We start from the raw sequence: 17,408 nt of genomic DNA on the forward strand, positions 1-17,408 counted from the left end.
TTGAAATTTCCCGGCGCTAACGACCGGGCGCGGAACCCGGTTCCATGCGATTTCGATATCATTTGATTCCAAAACCGCAAAAGCGCGGCGCATCCGGGCAACGCCTTCTTAAGACTACATAAGGAAAGCCCGCCGCGATTGAAACTATCGGGCAGACTGGAGACCTTATTGTTTGTCGCCGGACAACGGATAGGGCATGCGGATCGACTGGCGCGCAATCTCAGGTCCCGCTTTGACGGCAGCAACGGCGTCGATCGCCTTCGTTGTCGACCGGCACTTCGTTGCCGTCCCCAATCCCGCCCCGCTGTTCGTCTGCATCGTCGCGCTTGCCGCTTCGATCAGCGGCATTACCTTGGGCCTGATCAGCGCGGCGATCGCGGTGGCGTCATCGGCGGTGTTCTTTCTCGGGCATCGCGCGGCGCCCGGCTACGACATGTCGGATCTGGCGCGGATGGGGCTGTTGGCGGCGACCGCGGCCGGCACCGCGGTCATCACCGGCGTGCTGCGGCAGAAATGGATCGACGCGTTCGCCTGGCAGGAGAAGCACCATGCGACCTCGGCGCGGCTGTCGGCAGCGCTCGATCAGGTCGATATCGGCATCGTGCTGCTCGGTCCGGACACCCGTGCGGAATTCATCAACCGCGCCTTCCGCGACTATTTCCAGCTCTCCGACGCGCAGGCCGACAGCCAGCCGCCGTTTATCGCGCTGATGTATCACGGCCGCGACACCGGCGCCTGGGAGCTGCCGGAGGACGAATTGGGCCACTTCATCGCGCGGCGCACCGAGGCGATGCGGGCCGGCGACTCCACGCCGATCAACATCAATCTCACCAGCGGCGAGGTGCTGCGCTTCAGCTGCACGGCGCTGCCGGACGGCGGACGCATGCTGAGCTATACGCCCGTCACCGACCTCGTCCGCCACAGCGACGACCCCGCGAATGCCGACTACTACCGCGCGCTGCGCGGCGGCGGCAGCGATCGCTACCTCGCGCGGCAGTTGCGCGCGGCGGAGTGAACCCGGCGCCGCGCCCGGTCGCCCCGGCGCCGCGCCCGGTCGCCACAGCGATTGATCCCGCTTCATCGCGAAGCTAGGAATGGTGCGCCCTCGCGCGCCGTCATGACTTTCCGCGCGACTTCCTGCAGAGAAGGAAACCCGCATGTCCGGCGATGTCACCATTCGCTCCGTCACCCGTCAGGATTACGCGCAGTGGCTTCCGCTGTGGGACGGGTACAATGCGTTCTACGGCAGGTCGGGCGCGACCGCGCTGGCGCCCGGGATCACGGCGATGACGTGGGCGCGTTTCTTCGATGGCTATGAACCGGTGCACGCGCTGGTCGCCGACCGCGACGGCGAACTGCTCGGGCTGACGCACTATCTGTTTCACCGTTCGACCACGGCGATCGAACCGACCTGTTACCTGCAGGACCTGTTCACCAGCGCCGCCGCGCGCGGCAAGGGCGTCGGGCGGGCGCTGATCAAGGGCGTCTACGCGCAGGCGCAACTGGCCGGTTCATCGCGCGTCTACTGGCAGACGCACGAGACCAACCACACCGCGATGCAGCTTTACGACAAGGTCGCGGAGAAGTCGGGTTTTGTGGTCTACCGCCGGATTTTCTGACCGGTCTGGCGCCCTCTTGAAGGCCCTGTGGATAAGTTTTGGTGTCACCGGCGCGTAACATAGCCCGGCTAGGTTGCGCCTGCGTTTGATCAGGCCCCCCGTCTCAGATCACGCGCCCCAAGCGGCTCCCGGTCAGTCGCCGCGTCTGACCGGGGCCGCATCTTTTTTTGCTTTATTCCTGCATTCCTGCCCAGCGCCAATCGCGGTAACACCGCACCTTGCAGGCAGACGGCACGCGGGCCACAATGTGCGCCCGTTCGTGTCACCCCCACAGGATTGATCCATGCAAATTCGCAATCTCGGCGGCTCCGGCCTGCGCGTGTCCGCCGTCGGCCTCGGCTGCAACAATTTCGGCCAGCGCACCGATCTCGAGACCTCGCGCAAGGTGATCCACAAGGCGATCGACCTCGGCATCACGCTGTTCGATACCGCCGACATCTATGCCGGAATGGGCGGCTCCGAGACCGTGCTCGGCCAGGTGCTCGGCGACCGCCGCAAGGACATCGTGCTGGCGACCAAATATTCCAAGCCGATGAGCAACGACGGCACCAAGCAGGGCGCGTCGCGCCGCTACATCATGTCCGCCGTCGAAGCGAGCTTAACGCGGCTGAAGACCGACTACATCGATCTCTATCAGCAGCATGACTACGATCCGCTGACGCCGATCGAGGAAACCCTGCGCGCGCTCGACGATCTCGTCCGCCAGGGCAAGGTGCGCTACATCGGCAATTCGAATTTTCCGGCCTGGCGGATTGCCGAAGCCGAACTGATCGCGCGGCAGATGAACGTCGGCCGCTTCGTCTCCTGCCAGGACGAATACAGCCTGGTGGTGCGCGGCATCGAAAAGGACCTGCTGCCGGCGGCACAGGAATACAAACTGGGATTGCTGCCGTTCTTCCCGCTGGCGAGCGGTCTGTTGACCGGCAAGTACCAGCGCGGCGCGGCGGCGCCTGCCGATACGCGCTTCGCCAAGGCGCCCGCCTTGAAGGACCGCTACGTCACGCCGCGCAACGAAGACATCGTCGAGAAGCTGCAGGCGTTCGCGCAAGCCCGCGGCCACAGCATGCTCGAACTCGCCTTCTCCTGGCTGGCCTCGCGCCCGCAGGTCTCCAGCGTCATCGCCGGCGCCACCCGCGTCGAACAGATCGAGCAGAACGTGAAGGCGATCGACTGGACGCTGAGCGCCGAAGAGATGGCGGAGATCGACGGGATCACGAAGTGACGAAGTCATTCCGGGGCGATGCGAAGCATCGAACCCGGAATCTCGAGATTCCGGGTCTGGTCCTTCGGACCATCCCGGAATGACGGCGCCTAATTCGCAAGGCTACCCCACCAATCCCTGCATCGGCTTCACCGCCGCGCTGTCCGGAAACACCGTCTCCGCCAGCACGCGTTCGGCCAGGCCGAACTGATCGTGCAGCAGACCTTTCATGACCGCGCGCAGGTCGGTGGTCGGCGCGAGGTCGCGGCCCTGGTAGAGATTGGCGTATTTCAACCCCGGCCAGTCCGCGATCACCCGGCCGCCCTTCACCGCGCCGCCCGCAAGCAGCGCGATGGTGCCGGTGCCGTGATCGGTGCCCTGGGTGCCGTTGATGCGCGCGGTGCGGCCGAACTCGGTGGCGACCACGACGACGGTTTCGCGCCAGCGTTCGCCGAGCCCGCTTTCGAATTCCGCCAGCGCGCCGTCGAGGCCGCCAAGCAGTTGCGCCAAACGTCCGACCGGACCGCCTTCATTGGCGTGGGTGTCCCAGCCGTCGAAGGCAAGTGCCGCGATCCGCGGGCCGTCATCGGCCGTCATCAGTTTTGCCGCCCCCCGCGCCACCAGCCGCATCGCTCCGGCGCCATTGGTGCCGGGCTTCGGCTTCATGTCGTCGCCCTGCGCCGCCTTGTCGAGCGCGAGCCCTTGCGTCAGCGCCGCCGCCAGCGCCGGATCGCGGTGGCTGTAGAGTTCGGCCAACCGCGTCGCGGTGTCGTCGGCGACCTGCGGCAGCGCGACCGGCGCCCAGCCGACCGTTGGTGCTGTGCCGCGCAACACCAAAGGCGTGGTCGGACCGACGGCGAGCGCACTCGTCACCCGCTCGCCTCGCGGCAGCGATTCCAGCGCCCGGTTGAGCCAGCCGGACTGGACCCGGCCGGGCCCGGCAAAACCGCTTTCGAGCACGTCCTGTCCGTCGAAATGCGAACGGTCGCGATAGGACGTCGCCACCGCGTGAACCACCGCGGCCTTCTTGTCACGGTACATCCGCGCGAATTCGGGCATCGACGGATGCAGCGCGAAGAACGAATCCAGCGGCAGCGCCGCGTTCGGGCCTGATGACGTCAGCGCGATCGCGCCGTGCAGGCCGGCATAATCGGGGTCGCCGATCGGGGCCACGGTGGCAAGCCCGTCCAGCGCGCCGCGCAGGATGATGACCACCAGCCGCGGATCGCGCCCGTCGGCGGCCCGCGCGAATTTCGGCAAATAGGCCCAGGCCGCAAACGACGCGCCGCCGAGCAACAGCGCGCGCCGCGACGTGATTGAAGCTCTGAGGCCTTCGCAGCAATTCATGGTTTCCGTCGGTGTGGTTTCCATGGGTGTCATCTCCTCTGGAATTCCGGCGACATCAATAACAGCGCCAGCGCCTGCTGCCGCGATTCCGCGCGCTCGATGGTTCGCCGCGTCTCCTCGGAGGCTGCGTCCGCGGCGGCGAGTTCGAGCAGCGCGCGGGGATCGATGCCGTCGGCCAGCCGCGAGGCGATCTGCGCCGAGATATCGAGCCGCAGCTTCATGCCCTCGGGTGCGGCCCATGCCGCGTTGCTGTCGGGAAAGCCGTTCGGCCCGGCGGGCGCCCATAGCGGCTGCCCCAGCACATTGAGGGCGCCGAGATAGCGGGCGGGATCGCCGGGAATTTGTGCCAGCAGCCGGCCGCTGGCGACCAGGAATTCGTAAGGCGAGCGCATCTTGGTCAGCGGCGCCTGCCAGGCTTCGTCGGAATCCACCAGCGCCGTCGCCAGCGCCTTGAGATCGCCGTCGGACTTGACGAAGACGTCCGTCAGCCGCGCCACCAGCGCAGGCGGCGGATCGTCGGCCACGAAGTGCCGCGCCAGTTTGGTGGCGATGAATTTCGCGGTCGACGGGTGCCGCGCGATATCAGCCAGCACCGCCTCGCCCTGCGCCACGCCGTTGGCTTCATAGATCTTGCCCATCACGCGCTGCGCGCCGGGCTGATGCGCATTGGCGTTGAACACGAAGGTGCCGGACGTACCGAGCTGGCCCAGCCGTCCCGCATAGGTCCAGCCGGTGATGATGCGCGCCAGCGAGGTCACGTCGTCCTGCGAATAGCCGCCGCCGACGCCGAGCGTATGCAGTTCCATGATCTCGCGGGCGAGATTTTCGTTCAGGCCGCGGTTGCGGTTCTGCCCGGCGCGGGAGTCCGGGCCGAGCGACTGCTGGTTATCGAGAAAGAACAGCATCGCCGGATGCTGCTCGACCGCCTTCAACATGTCGGCGAAGCGGCCGAGCACATGGGGACGGATCGCCTCGCGCTCGAACGAGCCCGCCCACATTCGCGCCAAGCCTCCTTTACCGGCGGAGATGCAGAAGTGATTGGACCAGAACACCACCAGCCGCTCGGCGAATCCGCAATCGGCCATGGTGGCGCGCTGCAGCCGCGCCAGCGCCTCGGTGCGAAACGTCTTCTGGATGATGTTGAGCTGTTGCGGCGGCGGTTTTGGCGCATTGGGCTGCATGGTCTCGGCAGACTTACCTGAAGGATCGGCCATCGTCACATTGGCGCCGTCGCCAGCCCTTGCCTGCGATTCTTTGGCCTGCGGCTCCTTTGCCGTGATGTCCATGGCGATGCTGCTGAGCGACAGGTTTCGCCGTTGCGATTTCGCATCCGGCGACGGCGGTTGCGCAGGCGCTTCGGTCCCAGCGGCGGGTGCTGCCTTGGCGGCGGCGTCACGGGCCTGCTGGATCTCGAACTGATAGTCGAACACCGCCTTGCCGAGCGCCGGCGTCGACTGCAATCCGGGAACTTCGAGCAACTCCCCGCTGGGACGGAGAAGCTCGGCCTTGACGAAGCCGCGCGGATCGGATGCGGCGTTGACGAAATCGCCGGAGGCCCCGCCCCGCGCACCGAAGCCGAAGCGATTGAGCGCAACGAGGGCTGCTTGCGAATCGCGGGCCATCCGATTTCCCTTAAGCATTTCCGGGCGTATATTGGGCGGGATTATACCGCCGTTCGAGCTGAACCCGAGATTAATTCCGTGTAGGAATGCCGCCCCGTTCATGACAAATCGGTCAGAAATCCAGCCCGCACGCCGCCTCGCCTGCGCCGGCTGCGGCGCCGAGTTCGGCTGCAACCTGTCGGGACCGTGCTGGTGCATGGACGAAGCCTACCGGCTGCCGATGCCGTCGGACGGCGGCGATTGTCTCTGCCCGGATTGCCTGCGCAAGGCGGCCACGCGCGCCGCAGAAGCGGCATCAACATGACCGCTACATGGAACGTCAGTGCCGTCCTGCTCGACATGGACGGCACGCTGCTCGACACCGAACGGGTCTATTTCGACAGCCTGGTCGCGACGCTCCATGCACATGGCTATACCGACGACGTCGTCACGCTCTGCCATGCGATGGTCGGTCTGCCGGGGCCGGAATGCGAGGCCATGCTGCACGCGCGCTACGGCGACAACTTTCCGCTCGCCGACATCAACAAGGCGTTCATCGCAAGGCGGGATGAGACCTTCGAAGCCGGACTGCCGTTGAAGCGAGGTGCGGTCGAACTGCTCGACGGGCTGCAGGCGGCCGAATATCCGATGGCGATCGTCACCTCCTCGTCGCGGCGGACGGCGGACGCGCATTTGCGGCTGGCCGGCATCCACGACCGTTTTCATGCGATCCTGACCCGCGACGACGTCGTCAAGGGCAAGCCGAGCCCCGAACTCTATCTGCTGGCGGCATCACGATTTGGCGCAAAGCCTGAATCCTGCGTGGCGGTGGAGGATTCCAACCACGGCGTCACCGCGGCGCTCGCCGCCGGCGCGATCACGATCATGGTGCCCGACATGGTGCCGCCGACGGACGCCTCGCGCGCGAACTGCGCGGCTGTGGTGCCCGACCTCGGCGCGGTGCTCGACATGCTGCGAACAAGGTGCCGGCTCGAGCGGCGTTAGCTCGGACGTATACCGTAAGTGCGGGCGACACCCGCTTCGGGACTAAAGCCGACATGCACCCCGACGCTCTGGATGTGCAATGCAGCGCAACAATCGACGCGCGATACGGAACAAGTGATCCGGACAACAGTTGACCAGCGAGGAAGCTGAAGTTGGCCTTTGATGGGACGCCGCTCGCCGGACGTTCGCGTTTGGCGGCGGCGCGCTTGAATCGACGCGGACTTTCAATGCGAAATCATTGAGACTTCAAGATCAGGGAAGAATACACCCATGCGTGTCTCGATCCTCGCACTTTTTGTCCTCGGAATTCTCGTCAGCGCAAATGTTGCCAAAGCCGGTCCGAGTACGACCGACCGCGACCTGCAGGCATCCGCCGATCCGGCGATCTTTGCTGACGAAGCAACTCAGGAAACCGAAGATCAGATCGGCCTCGACAAGGCAAGGCGTCGCGACGTGCAGCGCCGAATGACCCGCCTCGGCTTCGACACCAAGATCAACGGAAAGTTCGACGATCGGACCCGCGCCGTTATCGCGCGCTGGCAGGCGGCACGAGGCTATCCCAAGACCGGCTACCTCAACACGCTGCAGCATCAGGCGCTACTGACCGAGTCCGTCTCGGTGGCGAACGCCAGCATCGTTGACAGCGACAAATCCGATGGCGACCGTCCGGCCCGTCGTCACGGCGGAGGTGGGGCTCACCACCACCGCGGCGGTGGCGGTCCAGGTGGGCTGATTGGCGGCGTGGTGGGTGGACTGTTCGGGCGCAGGTGACCCCGCGCGCGAACTGCGCGGCCGTGGTGCCCGACCTCGGCGCCGTGCGCGAGATGATGCGAACGCGCTGCCGGTTCTAGCGCCCCCGCCTCGCCGAGGATTTCGCACGCGCCGGAAGTGCTGCCGCCGTCAATGATCGCGCGGCCTCGCCGGCGGTTTCCATGTAGCTGGGATCACGGTGCAGCAGGACGACGGCGAAGGAGCCGTCGAGCAGCAGCAGGATCTGGCGCGACAGTTTTGACGCCTCGGCAATTCCGGCCGCCGAGAACGTCGCGCGCAGCCACTCCTCGAACTTCTTCTTGTGGGCGGCGCCGATCCTGATCGCGGGATGTCCGGGCAGGTTGGCGAGTTCGGCCGAGGTGCGCAGGAAGCCGCAGCCCTTCCATTTCGGATGCCGCGCCGCGCGGGCCAGGTTGCGAAAGATTCGCTCGACCTGGGCCGGCAACCCATCGTCCTTCTCGGCGAACCATTGCTTGAACAATGCGAGATTGGGCTGATCGCGGCCGGCGAGATAGGCCGCCACCAGATCGTCCTTGCTCCTGAAATGATAATACAGCGTGCGCTTGGTGATGCCGGCCTTCGCCGCCACCGCGTTGACGCTGACGCCCCTGATGCCGTCATTATAGAACAGCGCACTCGCCGCCGAGATGATGCGCTCGCGTGTCGGAATTGCCGATCGTGCCATGACCGTGATGTATACTAACCAGTGAATATACTCAATCCGGGCCCGCTCCTATGCTGCGCGCACCGCTGCACCGGAGACGACCCGAATGTCCGACACCATATTGCTCGAAATCAAGGACGGGATTGCGCTGATCACGCTCAACCGGCCAGACAAGCTCAACGCACTCAATTACGAACTGATCGACCGCCTGATGGCCGCGGTGGATCAGATCGAAGTCGAAACCAGTGCGCGCGTCGTGGTGCTCACGGGCGCCGGCGAACGCGCGTTTTCCGCCGGCGCCGACATCCACGAATTTTCCGGTAGTGTTCGCGAGGGCGCCACTATCGCGGTGCGCGACTTCGTCCGACGCGGACAGGCCATGACCGCACGGCTGGAAGCGTTCAAAAAGCCGGTCATTGCCGCGGTCAACGGACTGGCGTTCGGCGGCGGCTGCGAGATCACCGAAGCCGTCCATCTCGCCATCGCCAGCGAGCGCGCCTCCTTTGCCAAGCCCGAAATCAATCTCGGCATGCCGCCGACGTTCGGCGGCACCCAGCGGCTGCCGCGGCTGGCCGGGCGCAAACGCGCGCTGGAAATGTTGTTGACCGGCGCCCCCTTCTCGCCGGCCCGTGCGCTCGAAATCGGACTCGTCAACAGAGTGGTGCCGCACGAGGAATTATTGCCGGCGGCGCGCGAACTCGCCGGACGCATCATGCGGCACTCGCCGCTTGCGGTCGGCAGCATCCTCACCGCGGTGACCCGCGGATTGAACATGGCCATCGGCGAAGGCCTGCAGGCCGAAAGCGAGCAGTTCGCCGCGATGGTGCCGACCGGCGACCTCACCGAGGGCCTCGCCGCGTGGCGAGAGCGACGGTCGCCGAACTATACCGGCCGCTGACGCCGGCATTCGCTCAAAGTTTAGCTGAAAACTTAGCGATGCGTTTGTGATCGCATGAACGTCATGGGCGGACGGAAACCGGCAATGGCCGGTCCGTTAACAGGTTGCATTTAAACTGCAGAAGCATCCTGGGATGAGTCGGGTCGATGAAACGAATCTACCCCTATGTGGCCATGGCTTTCGTGGCCTCGTTTGCCGGCGTATCATGGGCCGCGCGCGGCTTCCCCGTCGGCATCGGCGCGTGGCAGACGGTATTCGCCACCGGCGATCACGGTGTCAGGGATGACCAGGACAAGAAGCGGGAGAACGAGCGTATCATGCGCTCGCTCGATACGATCAAGAACGAAGCACTGCAGGCCGCGACCGGATTTGCGCTGTCGCCGTGCGACAGCACCATGAAGCAAAATCTCGTCGAGGCGCTGACGGCCTATGTCCATGCCTGGCAGATCAAGCTGGACTGTCCGAGGCTCGCGAACATGCCGATCGTGTGCAGCCAGGAAAAGCTGAAGGCCGCAGTCGCCACCTTTTCGACGCCGCTCGACCAGCGCGTCACGGACGCTGTCGCGCAGGCATTCGACCAGCCCGGCATCACAATCGCGGACTTTCCGGAGTCAATTCGCTACGACATGCTGCGGTTCGGCGGCCCCGCCCTCCGGCCGGGATATCTGCCGGCCTGCCAGACCCAGGCACCTGTTTACAGAACCACTCGAGCGTCCAGGCCCGCGCAGACGCCAACAGCCAATCGCTGACGGTGCGCCGGCTGAACGCCTGCTTATGCCGGATAGCCCGGCGACTTCCGCGCCATCCCGTCGAACGCATCGAACAGCCGCTCGCGCCAGGCGTGGACCGGATCGTCTTCGGCCAGCAGTCTGAATGGCGACACCACGCGCGCCCACTGGAACGGCCCGAACACGATATAGTCGGCGTAGTTCGGCGCGGCGCCGCCGAGAAACGTTTGCGTCTTCAAGGTCAGCCGCAGCGGGTCGAGCGATTTGCGAAAGCCTTCGACCGCCTTGTCGCGGCCCGCCATGATTTCTTCCAGCGGCCTGCCGAAGCGCGCTTCGCGGCTTTTGCGGAAATAGGCCGCGTCGACCGGCTTCAGATTCAGCGGAATATCGGCAATGATCAGCGGAAAGATGCCGCCAACGATGCTCAGATCGCCCCACCAGTTCAGCATCCGCGCGATGGCGCGGCCGCCCTCACCGCCAAACAGCGACGGCCGGTCCGGATAGCTGTCTTCCAGATAATTCGCGATCGCCCAGGAATCGACCACCGACGTTTCGCCGTCGAGCAGCACCGGCACCTTGTCGGACTTGTGCGGCGCGATCGCTTCCTTCTCGGTAAAACACCACGGTATCGTTTCCGCCGACAGCCCCTTATGCGCCAGCGCCATCCGCGTCCGCCAGCAGAACGGGCTGAACGGGCGGCCGGCGTCTGATCCAACGAGTTCGAAGAGTTTGAGTGACATGGAGTTGCCCCGCACTTGTCCGTCATTGCTGGGCACAGTAGTCTGCTTTGCGCAGACTACGTAAACTTGTCTGCGCTCCCGGCAATCCATCTTTTCGAGAAGATGGATACGCGGGTCAAGCCCGCGTATGACGCGCTAGCGCGTCACTTCACCACCGCTGCGGTTTGCCCGAACAGCAGCTTGCGCTCTTCCTCGGTGCGGATCGCGGGCTGGCCGAAATTCGGGTTGACCTCTTTCGCCTTGGCATAGGCGCGCTCCGTCGCAGGGCGGGCGCCGATGGTTTCCATCCAGCGCTTGAGATGCGGGAAGTCGTCGATGTTCTGGCCCTGGTTCTTGTAGGGAACGATCCAGGGATAGCTCGCCATATCAGCGATCGAATAATCGCCGGCGATGAATTCGCGGTCGGCGAGCCGCTTGTTGAGCACGCCATAGAGCCGGTTGGTCTCATTGACATAGCGGTCGATGGCGTAAGGCAGCTTTTCCACGGCGTAATTGCGGAAGTGGTGGTTCTGCCCGGCCATCGGGCCGAGCCCGCCCATCTGCCAGAACGTCCACTGGATCGCGTCGTAGCGGCCGTAGAGGTCGGCGGGGAGGAATTTTCCGGTCTTCTCCGCTAGGTACAGCAGCATCGCCCCGGACTCGAAGATCGAGATCGGTTTGCCGCCGCCCTTCGGCGCGTGATCGACCATCGCCGGGATCCGGTTGTTCGGCGCGATCGCCAGAAACTCCGGCTTGAACTGATCGCCCTTGCCGATGACGACCGGGAAAATCTTGTACTCCAGGCCGGCCTCTTCGAGGAAGATCGTTATCTTGTGGCCGTTCGGCGTGGACCAGTAATGGAGATCAATCATCGGCGTTGCTGTCCCTGTGCGCATCTCGAAAAGGATGCGGATGCATGGATTTGAGCGGGATCGGCATCCCCTGTCAATGCCGCCGCCACGGTCGCGCGCGAATGTGATGAGAAGTTTGGTGTGCCGGCTTGTTGAGCGGACGCGCGATTGCACATAAGCTCGCCGCGGCAGCTTGCCGTGACACTTGGCGAATTTCACGACACATCATTTGGAGGATATCCGATGACCGAGAACCTCGCCCGCCGCGATTTTCTGAAAGCGTCCGCCGCCTTCGCCGGCATCGCAGCCACCAGCGCATTTTCCTGCGTCGAGATCGCAAGCGCCGCACCGATCGCGGTCCCGACGGTGGACAAATTGTCGATCAAGGTGCTGGTCGATTCCAGCTTCGACCAGTTCTTCCGCCCCAAGCAGGCCAGCGGCGTCGCGATCACGCCGGCGCCAAGGGGCGCCGATTTCCGCAAGCCGCTGCACAGCGAATGGGGCCTGTCGCTGTGGCTGGAGTCGGAGGCCGCGGGCAGCCAGCGCACGCTGATGCTGGACTACGGCTATACGCCCGAGGTTCTGATCAACAACATGGAGCTGGTCGGGGTCGATCCATCCAAGATCGACGCGCTGATCGTCAGCCACGGGCATTACGATCATTTCGGCGGCCTGCTCGGCTTCCTCGACAAGTTCCGCGACAAGCTTCCGGCCGACGTCAAACTCTATGCCGGCGGCGAGGACAATTTCTGCCATCGCGTCAACGCCACGCCGACCAAAGGCCAGTTTACCGACTTCGGCGCGCTCGACCGCCGCCAGCTCGCCTCGCAGAAGGTCACGACCGTCTTGTGCGAAACGCCGACGGTCATCGCGGGGCACGCTTTCACGACCGGCAAGATCACCCGCCGCAGCATTGAACGCGTGCTGCCGCAGACCTGGGTCGAGTTTGGCATCAAGGACGGCCTCGGCTGCAACATCGGTCACTATTTGCCGGCCGAGATGGAAGGCAAGATCGTGCCCGACGAGCACATCCACGAGCATGCGACCTGCTTCAACGTGCGCGATATGGGCCTCGTGGTGATCTCCTCCTGCGGCCATGTCGGCATCGTCAATTCGGTCAAGCAGGCGCAGGAAGTCTCCGGCATCCAGAAGATTCACGCCATCGTCGGCGGCTTTCATCTCGGACCCGCGCCGGCGGACTATCTCAAGCAGGTCGTTACCGAGATCAAGGCGCTGGAGCCCGATGTGCTGATCCCGATGCATTGCAGCGGGCTGAATTTCGTCCAGGAGGCGACCGCGCAGATGGGCGACAAGGTGCTCGTGACCACCACCGGCAGCCGCCTCACCTTCGGAATATGAGCTTTGGCCGTGATCTGATCTTCGGGCATGTGATCTGCCGCGCCGCCTGCCGGATCGGCATCGGCCTGTGGCTGATGTTGATGCCGGCCGTCGCCGCCGACGCGCCGGCGCGCTCGGCGGCGGAGATCATGGACATCCTGATGTGGAACAGGGAGCCGGTCGGCGGCCCCTTCGAACTCACCGACCACACCGGCAAGCCTCGCACCAACAGCGACTTTCGCGGTAAATTGATGCTGGTCTATTTCGGCTTCACCTATTGTCCCGATGTCTGCCCGGCCGACCTGCAGGCGATCGGCCTGGCGCTCGACAAACTCGGCGCCGAGGCTGACAGCGTGCAGCCGCTGTTCATCACCGTCGATCCCGAGCGCGACACCGCGCAGCATCTCGCCGAATATGTGCCGATGTTTCATCCGCGCCTGATTGGCCTCACCGGCAGCGCCGAGGCGATCCGCAAGGCCGCCGACGCCTACAAGGTCTATTACGCCCGGGTCGAGGCCAGCAAAGATCCGGCCGACTACACCGTCGATCACACCGCCTACATCTATCTGATGGACCGCGACGGAAACTATCTAGGCTTCTTCCCGCCGGGCACCTCGGCCGACCGCATGGTGGAAATCATCCGGCCGCGCCTCACCGAACCGGCGCGGTAGGATCCCGTTGCATGAAGCGGCCGTGCTCGCGCAGGAATTTTTCACCGCCCTCGGTAATGGCGACCCGCAGTCCTTCCACGGTCGGCCGGCGCGCGACATAGCCGCGGTCGATGGCGTCCTCCCAGATCGTCAGCCTTGGACAGGAAGTTCGCCAGGTCTCGATTACTTCTGAATAGAGCCTGGGCTCGCGCGCCACCCATTCGACGAGATCCAGCACCAGCGGGTCTGATGGATCGGTCATCGGACGTTCTCCTCTCCTGTATCAAAAGGCAAAGGCGCTCGAACGCGACAGCAGCAGCCAGCTTCCATAGAGAATGTAATAGCCGGCGACGGTGGTGATCAGCCGCCCGGCCCAGGTGCGAAACTGCTGGTCGCTCATGGCTTCCAGGATGCGCCGCGCCAGCGTGGTGCCGAGCATCGAGGCCGCGATCGCCACCGCCGCCAATACTGGATCGAGCGTGGCGGCCTGGTCGATGATGCCGCCGAAGTAGATCAGCTTGGTGAAATGGCTGGCAACCTGGCAGGTCGCCTTGGTCGCGACGATCTCGCGGCGGCCCAAATTGCCGCCGAGAAAGAACGTGTCCATCAGCGGGCCGGACACCCCGGTCATCAGCATCAGCCCCATGCAGACGGTGCCGTAGAAGGTACCCTGCCAGATGCTGTCCGGATTGGGTTTGATGTCCTTCGGCATCAGCCGCGCCATGAATGGGGTGACGCCGAGCAACAGCAGCGCGATCGGCTTGTCCGGCACATAGCGGGTGAGCGACCACAGGCCGAGCGCGAGCGCGCAGCCGATCAGGTAGACCGAGACCGGCCGCCAGCGGATATGCGCGCGCCACAGGAAGGCGCGCCAGCCGTTCGACGCCATCTGCGTGATCGCGTGCAGCACCATCGCAGCCGGCAGCGGCATGAAGGTCAGGAGCACGCCGATCAGGATCATGCCGCCGGCCATGCCGAACAGGCCCGACAGGAACGCGGTCGCGACCATCAGCAAGCCCAGTGCGGCGATCAGAAGCGGCGTCATTGGATTCCCCCTATCTCCTTTTTGCCGCGCTTGGACCGGGGGCGCAAACTGAGTTATCTTGCCCTGGCATCAGTTTTCCTGAGGCTAGTGGAGCGTATTTGACATTCGCCCGCCACCTCGCCGCAGGACCTCGATGCGAATGTCAAATCCAGAGGCTCCACTAGATTCTTTATTTTCTAATGGTCCTTTGCTTCCAGCATTCGCAAAAGAATGCGGTGCTGAAAGAGTGCGAATGCTGGAATCGGACCATTAGTATGCGGCGGCTGCTCTTTCTCAACGGCATCAAGGCATTCGAGGCAGCGGCGCGGAGCGGCAGCTTTGCCGCGGCCGGCCATGAGCTCAACGTATCGGCGGCCGCGGTCAGCCGCATGGTGCATTTGCTGGAAGAGCGGCTCGGCGTCGCTTTGTTCGAGCGCAAGGCCAACCGTCTCGCGACCACGGCCGCAGGGCGCGCCTATCAGAGCGGGCTCACGCCGATCTTCGACGCGCTGGCGAGCCTGACCGCGCAGGTGACGGCGCCGTCCGGCGCGCGGGTCTTGACCATCGGCGTCGGGCCGACCTTTGCGATGCGCTGGTTTATCCCGCGGCTGGCGGATTTTCGCAGACAGGAACCCGACATCGAGGTGCGCATCACCACCGGCGGCGCGGCAGCACCCTTCGGCGACGACTGGAGCTGCGGCATCAAGCTCGGTGACGGCGAGTGGCCGGGCCTGATCGCCGAGCCGTTATTCGCCGCCGACCTGACGCCGGTCTGCGCGCCGCGGCTTGCCAACGCGCTGAAGCGCCCGGGCGACCTCAAGGGCCCGACGCTGCTGCGCGTCGCGCATTCGCCTGACGACTGGCCGTCCTGGCTGAAGGCCGCCGGCGTCGCCCGCGTCACCGCGCGCGGACCGGAGTTTCAGTTCTACGGCCAGGCGCTGCAGGCCGCCGTCGACGGGCTTGGCATCGCGATGGGCATCCGCCCCTATATCGACGACGACCTCGCCGCCGGGCGGCTGGTGGCGCCGTTCGATACCGGAGTGCCCAAGGGCATGCGCTGGTACCTGGTCTATCGCAGCTTCCGCACCGAGCAGCGCGACTTCGCCGCGTTCCGGCGCTGGATCATTCGCGCGGCGGCGGAGCCCGCCGCGCGCCGCAAGGGCGCGCGCCATGCCGGTTGAACGCGTCGACACGCTTGTTATCGGCGGCGGCCAGGCCGGCCTCGTGATGAGCCACCGGCTCAAGCAGCGCGGACTGTCTCATTTGGTGCTGGAACGGCAGCGCATTGCCGAACGCTGGCGCAGCGAGCGCTGGGACGGCCTGACATTCCAGTTTCCGAACTGGTCGGTGCGGCTGCCCGATTTTCCGTTTCCGCACACCGACCCGGACGCCTTCGCGTCGACCGCCGAGATCATCAAATTCATCGAGGCCTATGAGGCGTTCGTCGCACCGCCGATCCGCTGCGGCGTCGAGGTGACGCGGCTGCGCCGCCGCGACGGCGCGTCGGGCTTTATCGCTGAAATCGCCGGCGGCATCATCGAGGCCGGCAATGTTGTCGTCGCCACCGGCCCCTATCAGCGCGCATTGATCCCCGATCTGCTGCGCGATCATCCGGTGTTTCAGGTCCATGCCTCCCGATACCAAAATCCAGAACAGCTTCCGTCAGGCGCGGTGCTGGTGGCCGGCGCCGGCGCGTCGGGCGCGCAGATCGCCGAGGAGCTGCAGCGCGCCGGACGCCGCGTCTATCTTTCGGTCGGAACCCACCGCCGGCTGCCGCGCCGTTACCGCGGCCGCGATTTGATCTGGTGGCTCGCCGAGATGGGCATCGACCAGACCCCGACCGCGCAGCGCGGCGCGTCGGCGTTGGGACCGGTAATCTCGGGCGCCTATGGCGGCCAGACCATCGACTTCCGCCGTTACGCGGCCGACGGCATGACGCTGCTCGGACATCTGCAGTCGGCGCGCGGTGGCGTGATCGAAATCGCGACGGGTCTTGCCGAAAGCCTCATAGCCGGAGACCTCGTCTTCACCACCTTCCTCACCATGGTGGACGGATTCGTGAAACTGCGTGGCCTGGACCTGCCCGACGAACCCGAAGCGCGGACGACGCTGCCCAACCCGCCTTGCGTCACCGCCCCCCTGCAGCACCTCGATCTCGGCGCTGCAGGCATCGGCGCGGTGATCTGGGCCACCGGTTACGGCCTCGATTTCAGCTGGATCGATATTCCGGTCAAGGATGCCAACGGCGATCCCCTGCACCGCAATGGCATTACCGAGGTGCCCGGGCTGTATTTCCTCGGCCTGCCCTGGCTGTCGAAGATGAATTCCTCGTTCCTGACAGGTGTCGGCGACGACGCCGCCGCGCTCGCCGACCATATTACCGCCCGCGGCTGATTTCCGACGCGATCGCCCCAGCCACCCCCGGAAATAGTGCTGACGATGTGAACTCGTTCACATCGGCTCTTGCCGCGCCGTGTTTTTCTATCTGCGAGCAAAAATCCGGGGAGATTCGCCATGATCTATGGCGGTTTTGAAATTCAGTCGTTCGAGGCGGGGAGAGGCCTGTGGCACGCCAGGATTCAACGAGCAGATCAGGAACCGGTCGTGATCGATGGCCTGTCGTTTCCGACGCTCGAAGTCGGCTTCGCCTGGCCGGATCCGGAGGCGGCGATCGCGGATGCAATAGCCCATATCGACCGCTTCAAGCCGCGGTTCGCGGCGGCGTCCTAGCACGTCCGAAAATGCCGGCGCCCCAGACCGCGGCCGAACCGTCGGCGCAGCCCTCCCGGCTGACCAACTGCCCGGATTGCCAGGCCGACCTGACGGTGCTGCGCATCATCCCCGGCCGCGCCGACACCGAATACTGGACCATGCGCTGCACGCGATGCGGCGGGATTCATCTCGACGTCGTCGGAGCCAGCAAGGTCGCGCAGGGTTCGGACGATCTGCAGGCTTAGCTGCTCCGTCATCTTGAGAACTTTCCGTCATGCCG

21 protein-coding genes are annotated in these 17,408 nt (G+C 65.0%); 14 read left to right on the forward strand and 7 right to left on the reverse strand.

From position 1 onward, the window contains the following. Positions 1 to 196: 196 nt before the first annotated feature. From BLR13_RS11870 to BLR13_RS11880, 3 genes are all read left to right on the forward strand, one after another. On the forward strand, positions 197 to 1,015 hold the full coding sequence (locus tag BLR13_RS11870; RefSeq protein WP_074824039.1) for a PAS-domain containing protein: 819 nt from the start codon (positions 197 to 199) through the stop codon (positions 1,013 to 1,015). 142 nt (positions 1,016 to 1,157) lie between these two features. Next, positions 1,158 to 1,619, forward strand: coding sequence for a GNAT family N-acetyltransferase (locus tag BLR13_RS11875; protein ID WP_074824038.1), 462 nt, complete (start codon positions 1,158 to 1,160; stop codon positions 1,617 to 1,619). Between the two features lie 283 nt (positions 1,620 to 1,902). Then, positions 1,903 to 2,841: an aldo/keto reductase gene (locus BLR13_RS11880; protein WP_074824036.1), complete on the forward strand. Its 939-nt coding sequence runs from the start codon at positions 1,903 to 1,905 to the stop codon at positions 2,839 to 2,841. Positions 2,842 to 2,943: 102 nt separating this feature from the next. On the opposite strand, the gene BLR13_RS11885 is transcribed toward BLR13_RS11880, so the two are convergent. Both BLR13_RS11885 and BLR13_RS11890 read right to left on the reverse strand, forming a co-directional pair. After that, positions 2,944 to 4,191 (reverse strand): DUF1501 domain-containing protein, encoded by a 1,248-nt coding sequence (locus tag BLR13_RS11885; protein WP_171944969.1) that lies wholly within the window; start codon positions 4,189 to 4,191, stop codon positions 2,944 to 2,946. A gap of 5 nt (positions 4,192 to 4,196) precedes the next feature. Then, positions 4,197 to 5,789 carry a DUF1800 domain-containing protein gene (locus BLR13_RS11890; RefSeq protein ID WP_074824034.1) on the reverse strand — a complete coding sequence of 531 codons (1,593 nt, stop codon included), beginning with the start codon at positions 5,787 to 5,789 and terminating at the stop codon, positions 4,197 to 4,199. A 100-nt stretch (positions 5,790 to 5,889) separates the two neighbouring features. On the opposite strand from BLR13_RS11890, the gene BLR13_RS11895 reads away from it, so the two are divergent. The 3 genes from BLR13_RS11895 (at position 5,890) to BLR13_RS11905 (ending at position 7,544) form a co-directional block, all read left to right on the forward strand. Continuing rightward, positions 5,890 to 6,093 (forward strand): cysteine-rich CWC family protein, encoded by a 204-nt coding sequence (locus BLR13_RS11895; RefSeq protein WP_074824031.1) that lies wholly within the window; start codon positions 5,890 to 5,892, stop codon positions 6,091 to 6,093. After that, a complete protein-coding gene (locus tag BLR13_RS11900) occupies positions 6,090 to 6,773 on the forward strand; it encodes an HAD family hydrolase (protein ID WP_074824030.1) in 684 nt (227 codons plus the stop codon). The genes BLR13_RS11895 and BLR13_RS11900 overlap by 4 nt, the downstream gene beginning before the upstream one ends. 270 nt (positions 6,774 to 7,043) lie before the next feature. Then, positions 7,044 to 7,544: a peptidoglycan-binding domain-containing protein gene (locus BLR13_RS11905; RefSeq protein ID WP_074824028.1), complete on the forward strand. Its 501-nt coding sequence runs from the start codon at positions 7,044 to 7,046 to the stop codon at positions 7,542 to 7,544. 76 nt (positions 7,545 to 7,620) lie between these two features. On the opposite strand, the gene BLR13_RS11910 is transcribed toward BLR13_RS11905, so the two are convergent. After that, complete coding sequence (locus BLR13_RS11910; RefSeq protein WP_074824025.1) at positions 7,621 to 8,229, reverse strand: TetR/AcrR family transcriptional regulator; 609 nt, start codon at positions 8,227 to 8,229, stop codon at positions 7,621 to 7,623. A gap of 85 nt (positions 8,230 to 8,314) precedes the next feature. Here BLR13_RS11910 and BLR13_RS11915 point away from each other — a divergent pair, with 85 nt between their 5' ends. Together BLR13_RS11915 and BLR13_RS11920 are read left to right on the forward strand one after the other, a co-directional pair. Next, entirely contained in the window at positions 8,315 to 9,106 is a 792-nt protein-coding gene (locus tag BLR13_RS11915; protein ID WP_074824022.1) for a crotonase/enoyl-CoA hydratase family protein, read from the forward strand. Between the two features lie 146 nt (positions 9,107 to 9,252). Continuing rightward, positions 9,253 to 9,855, forward strand: a complete 603-nt coding sequence (locus BLR13_RS11920) for a hypothetical protein (protein ID WP_074824018.1) — start codon at positions 9,253 to 9,255, stop codon at positions 9,853 to 9,855. Between the two features lie 23 nt (positions 9,856 to 9,878). Here the strand turns inward: BLR13_RS11920 and BLR13_RS11925 are convergent, their stop codons facing one another. Both BLR13_RS11925 and BLR13_RS11930 read right to left on the reverse strand, forming a co-directional pair. Then, positions 9,879 to 10,574 carry a glutathione S-transferase family protein gene (locus BLR13_RS11925; RefSeq protein ID WP_074824016.1) on the reverse strand — a complete coding sequence of 232 codons (696 nt, stop codon included), beginning with the start codon at positions 10,572 to 10,574 and terminating at the stop codon, positions 9,879 to 9,881. A 143-nt stretch (positions 10,575 to 10,717) separates the two neighbouring features. Beyond that, complete coding sequence (locus BLR13_RS11930; RefSeq protein WP_074824011.1) at positions 10,718 to 11,425, reverse strand: glutathione binding-like protein; 708 nt, start codon at positions 11,423 to 11,425, stop codon at positions 10,718 to 10,720. Between the two features lie 222 nt (positions 11,426 to 11,647). Between BLR13_RS11930 and BLR13_RS11935 the strand changes: the two genes are divergently transcribed. Both BLR13_RS11935 and BLR13_RS11940 read left to right on the forward strand, forming a co-directional pair. Next, on the forward strand, positions 11,648 to 12,763 hold the full coding sequence (locus tag BLR13_RS11935) for an MBL fold metallo-hydrolase (RefSeq protein WP_074824008.1): 1,116 nt from the start codon (positions 11,648 to 11,650) through the stop codon (positions 12,761 to 12,763). Between the two features lie 74 nt (positions 12,764 to 12,837). Then, the gene (locus BLR13_RS11940; protein ID WP_074831614.1) at positions 12,838 to 13,413 is read left to right on the forward strand and encodes an SCO family protein; all 576 of its coding nucleotides are present in this window, start codon (positions 12,838 to 12,840) and stop codon (positions 13,411 to 13,413) included. Here BLR13_RS11940 and BLR13_RS11945 read toward each other — a convergent pair. Continuing rightward, on the reverse strand, positions 13,394 to 13,654 hold the full coding sequence (locus BLR13_RS11945; RefSeq protein ID WP_074824004.1) for a hypothetical protein: 261 nt from the start codon (positions 13,652 to 13,654) through the stop codon (positions 13,394 to 13,396). The two genes, BLR13_RS11940 and BLR13_RS11945, sit on opposite strands and share 20 nt — an antisense overlap. 21 nt (positions 13,655 to 13,675) lie before the next feature. Next, positions 13,676 to 14,437 (reverse strand): sulfite exporter TauE/SafE family protein, encoded by a 762-nt coding sequence (locus tag BLR13_RS11950; protein WP_074824001.1) that lies wholly within the window; start codon positions 14,435 to 14,437, stop codon positions 13,676 to 13,678. A gap of 254 nt (positions 14,438 to 14,691) precedes the next feature. Between BLR13_RS11950 and BLR13_RS11955 the strand changes: the two genes are divergently transcribed. From BLR13_RS11955 to BLR13_RS11970, 4 genes are all read left to right on the forward strand, one after another. Further along, a complete protein-coding gene (locus BLR13_RS11955) occupies positions 14,692 to 15,597 on the forward strand; it encodes a LysR substrate-binding domain-containing protein (RefSeq protein ID WP_074823997.1) in 906 nt (301 codons plus the stop codon). Next, the gene (locus BLR13_RS11960) at positions 15,587 to 16,810 is read left to right on the forward strand and encodes an NAD(P)-binding domain-containing protein (protein ID WP_074823994.1); all 1,224 of its coding nucleotides are present in this window, start codon (positions 15,587 to 15,589) and stop codon (positions 16,808 to 16,810) included. Before BLR13_RS11955 ends, BLR13_RS11960 begins: the two co-directional genes overlap by 11 nt. 120 nt (positions 16,811 to 16,930) lie before the next feature. Then, positions 16,931 to 17,146: a hypothetical protein gene (locus BLR13_RS11965; protein WP_074823991.1), complete on the forward strand. Its 216-nt coding sequence runs from the start codon at positions 16,931 to 16,933 to the stop codon at positions 17,144 to 17,146. Positions 17,147 to 17,157: 11 nt separating this feature from the next. Continuing rightward, the gene (locus tag BLR13_RS11970; RefSeq protein ID WP_074823988.1) at positions 17,158 to 17,373 is read left to right on the forward strand and encodes a hypothetical protein; all 216 of its coding nucleotides are present in this window, start codon (positions 17,158 to 17,160) and stop codon (positions 17,371 to 17,373) included. The last annotated feature ends 35 nt before the right edge of the window (positions 17,374 to 17,408 follow it).

This window comes from Bradyrhizobium ottawaense (assembly GCF_900099825.1).
GTDB lineage: Bacteria > Pseudomonadota > Alphaproteobacteria > Rhizobiales > Xanthobacteraceae > Bradyrhizobium > Bradyrhizobium ottawaense_A.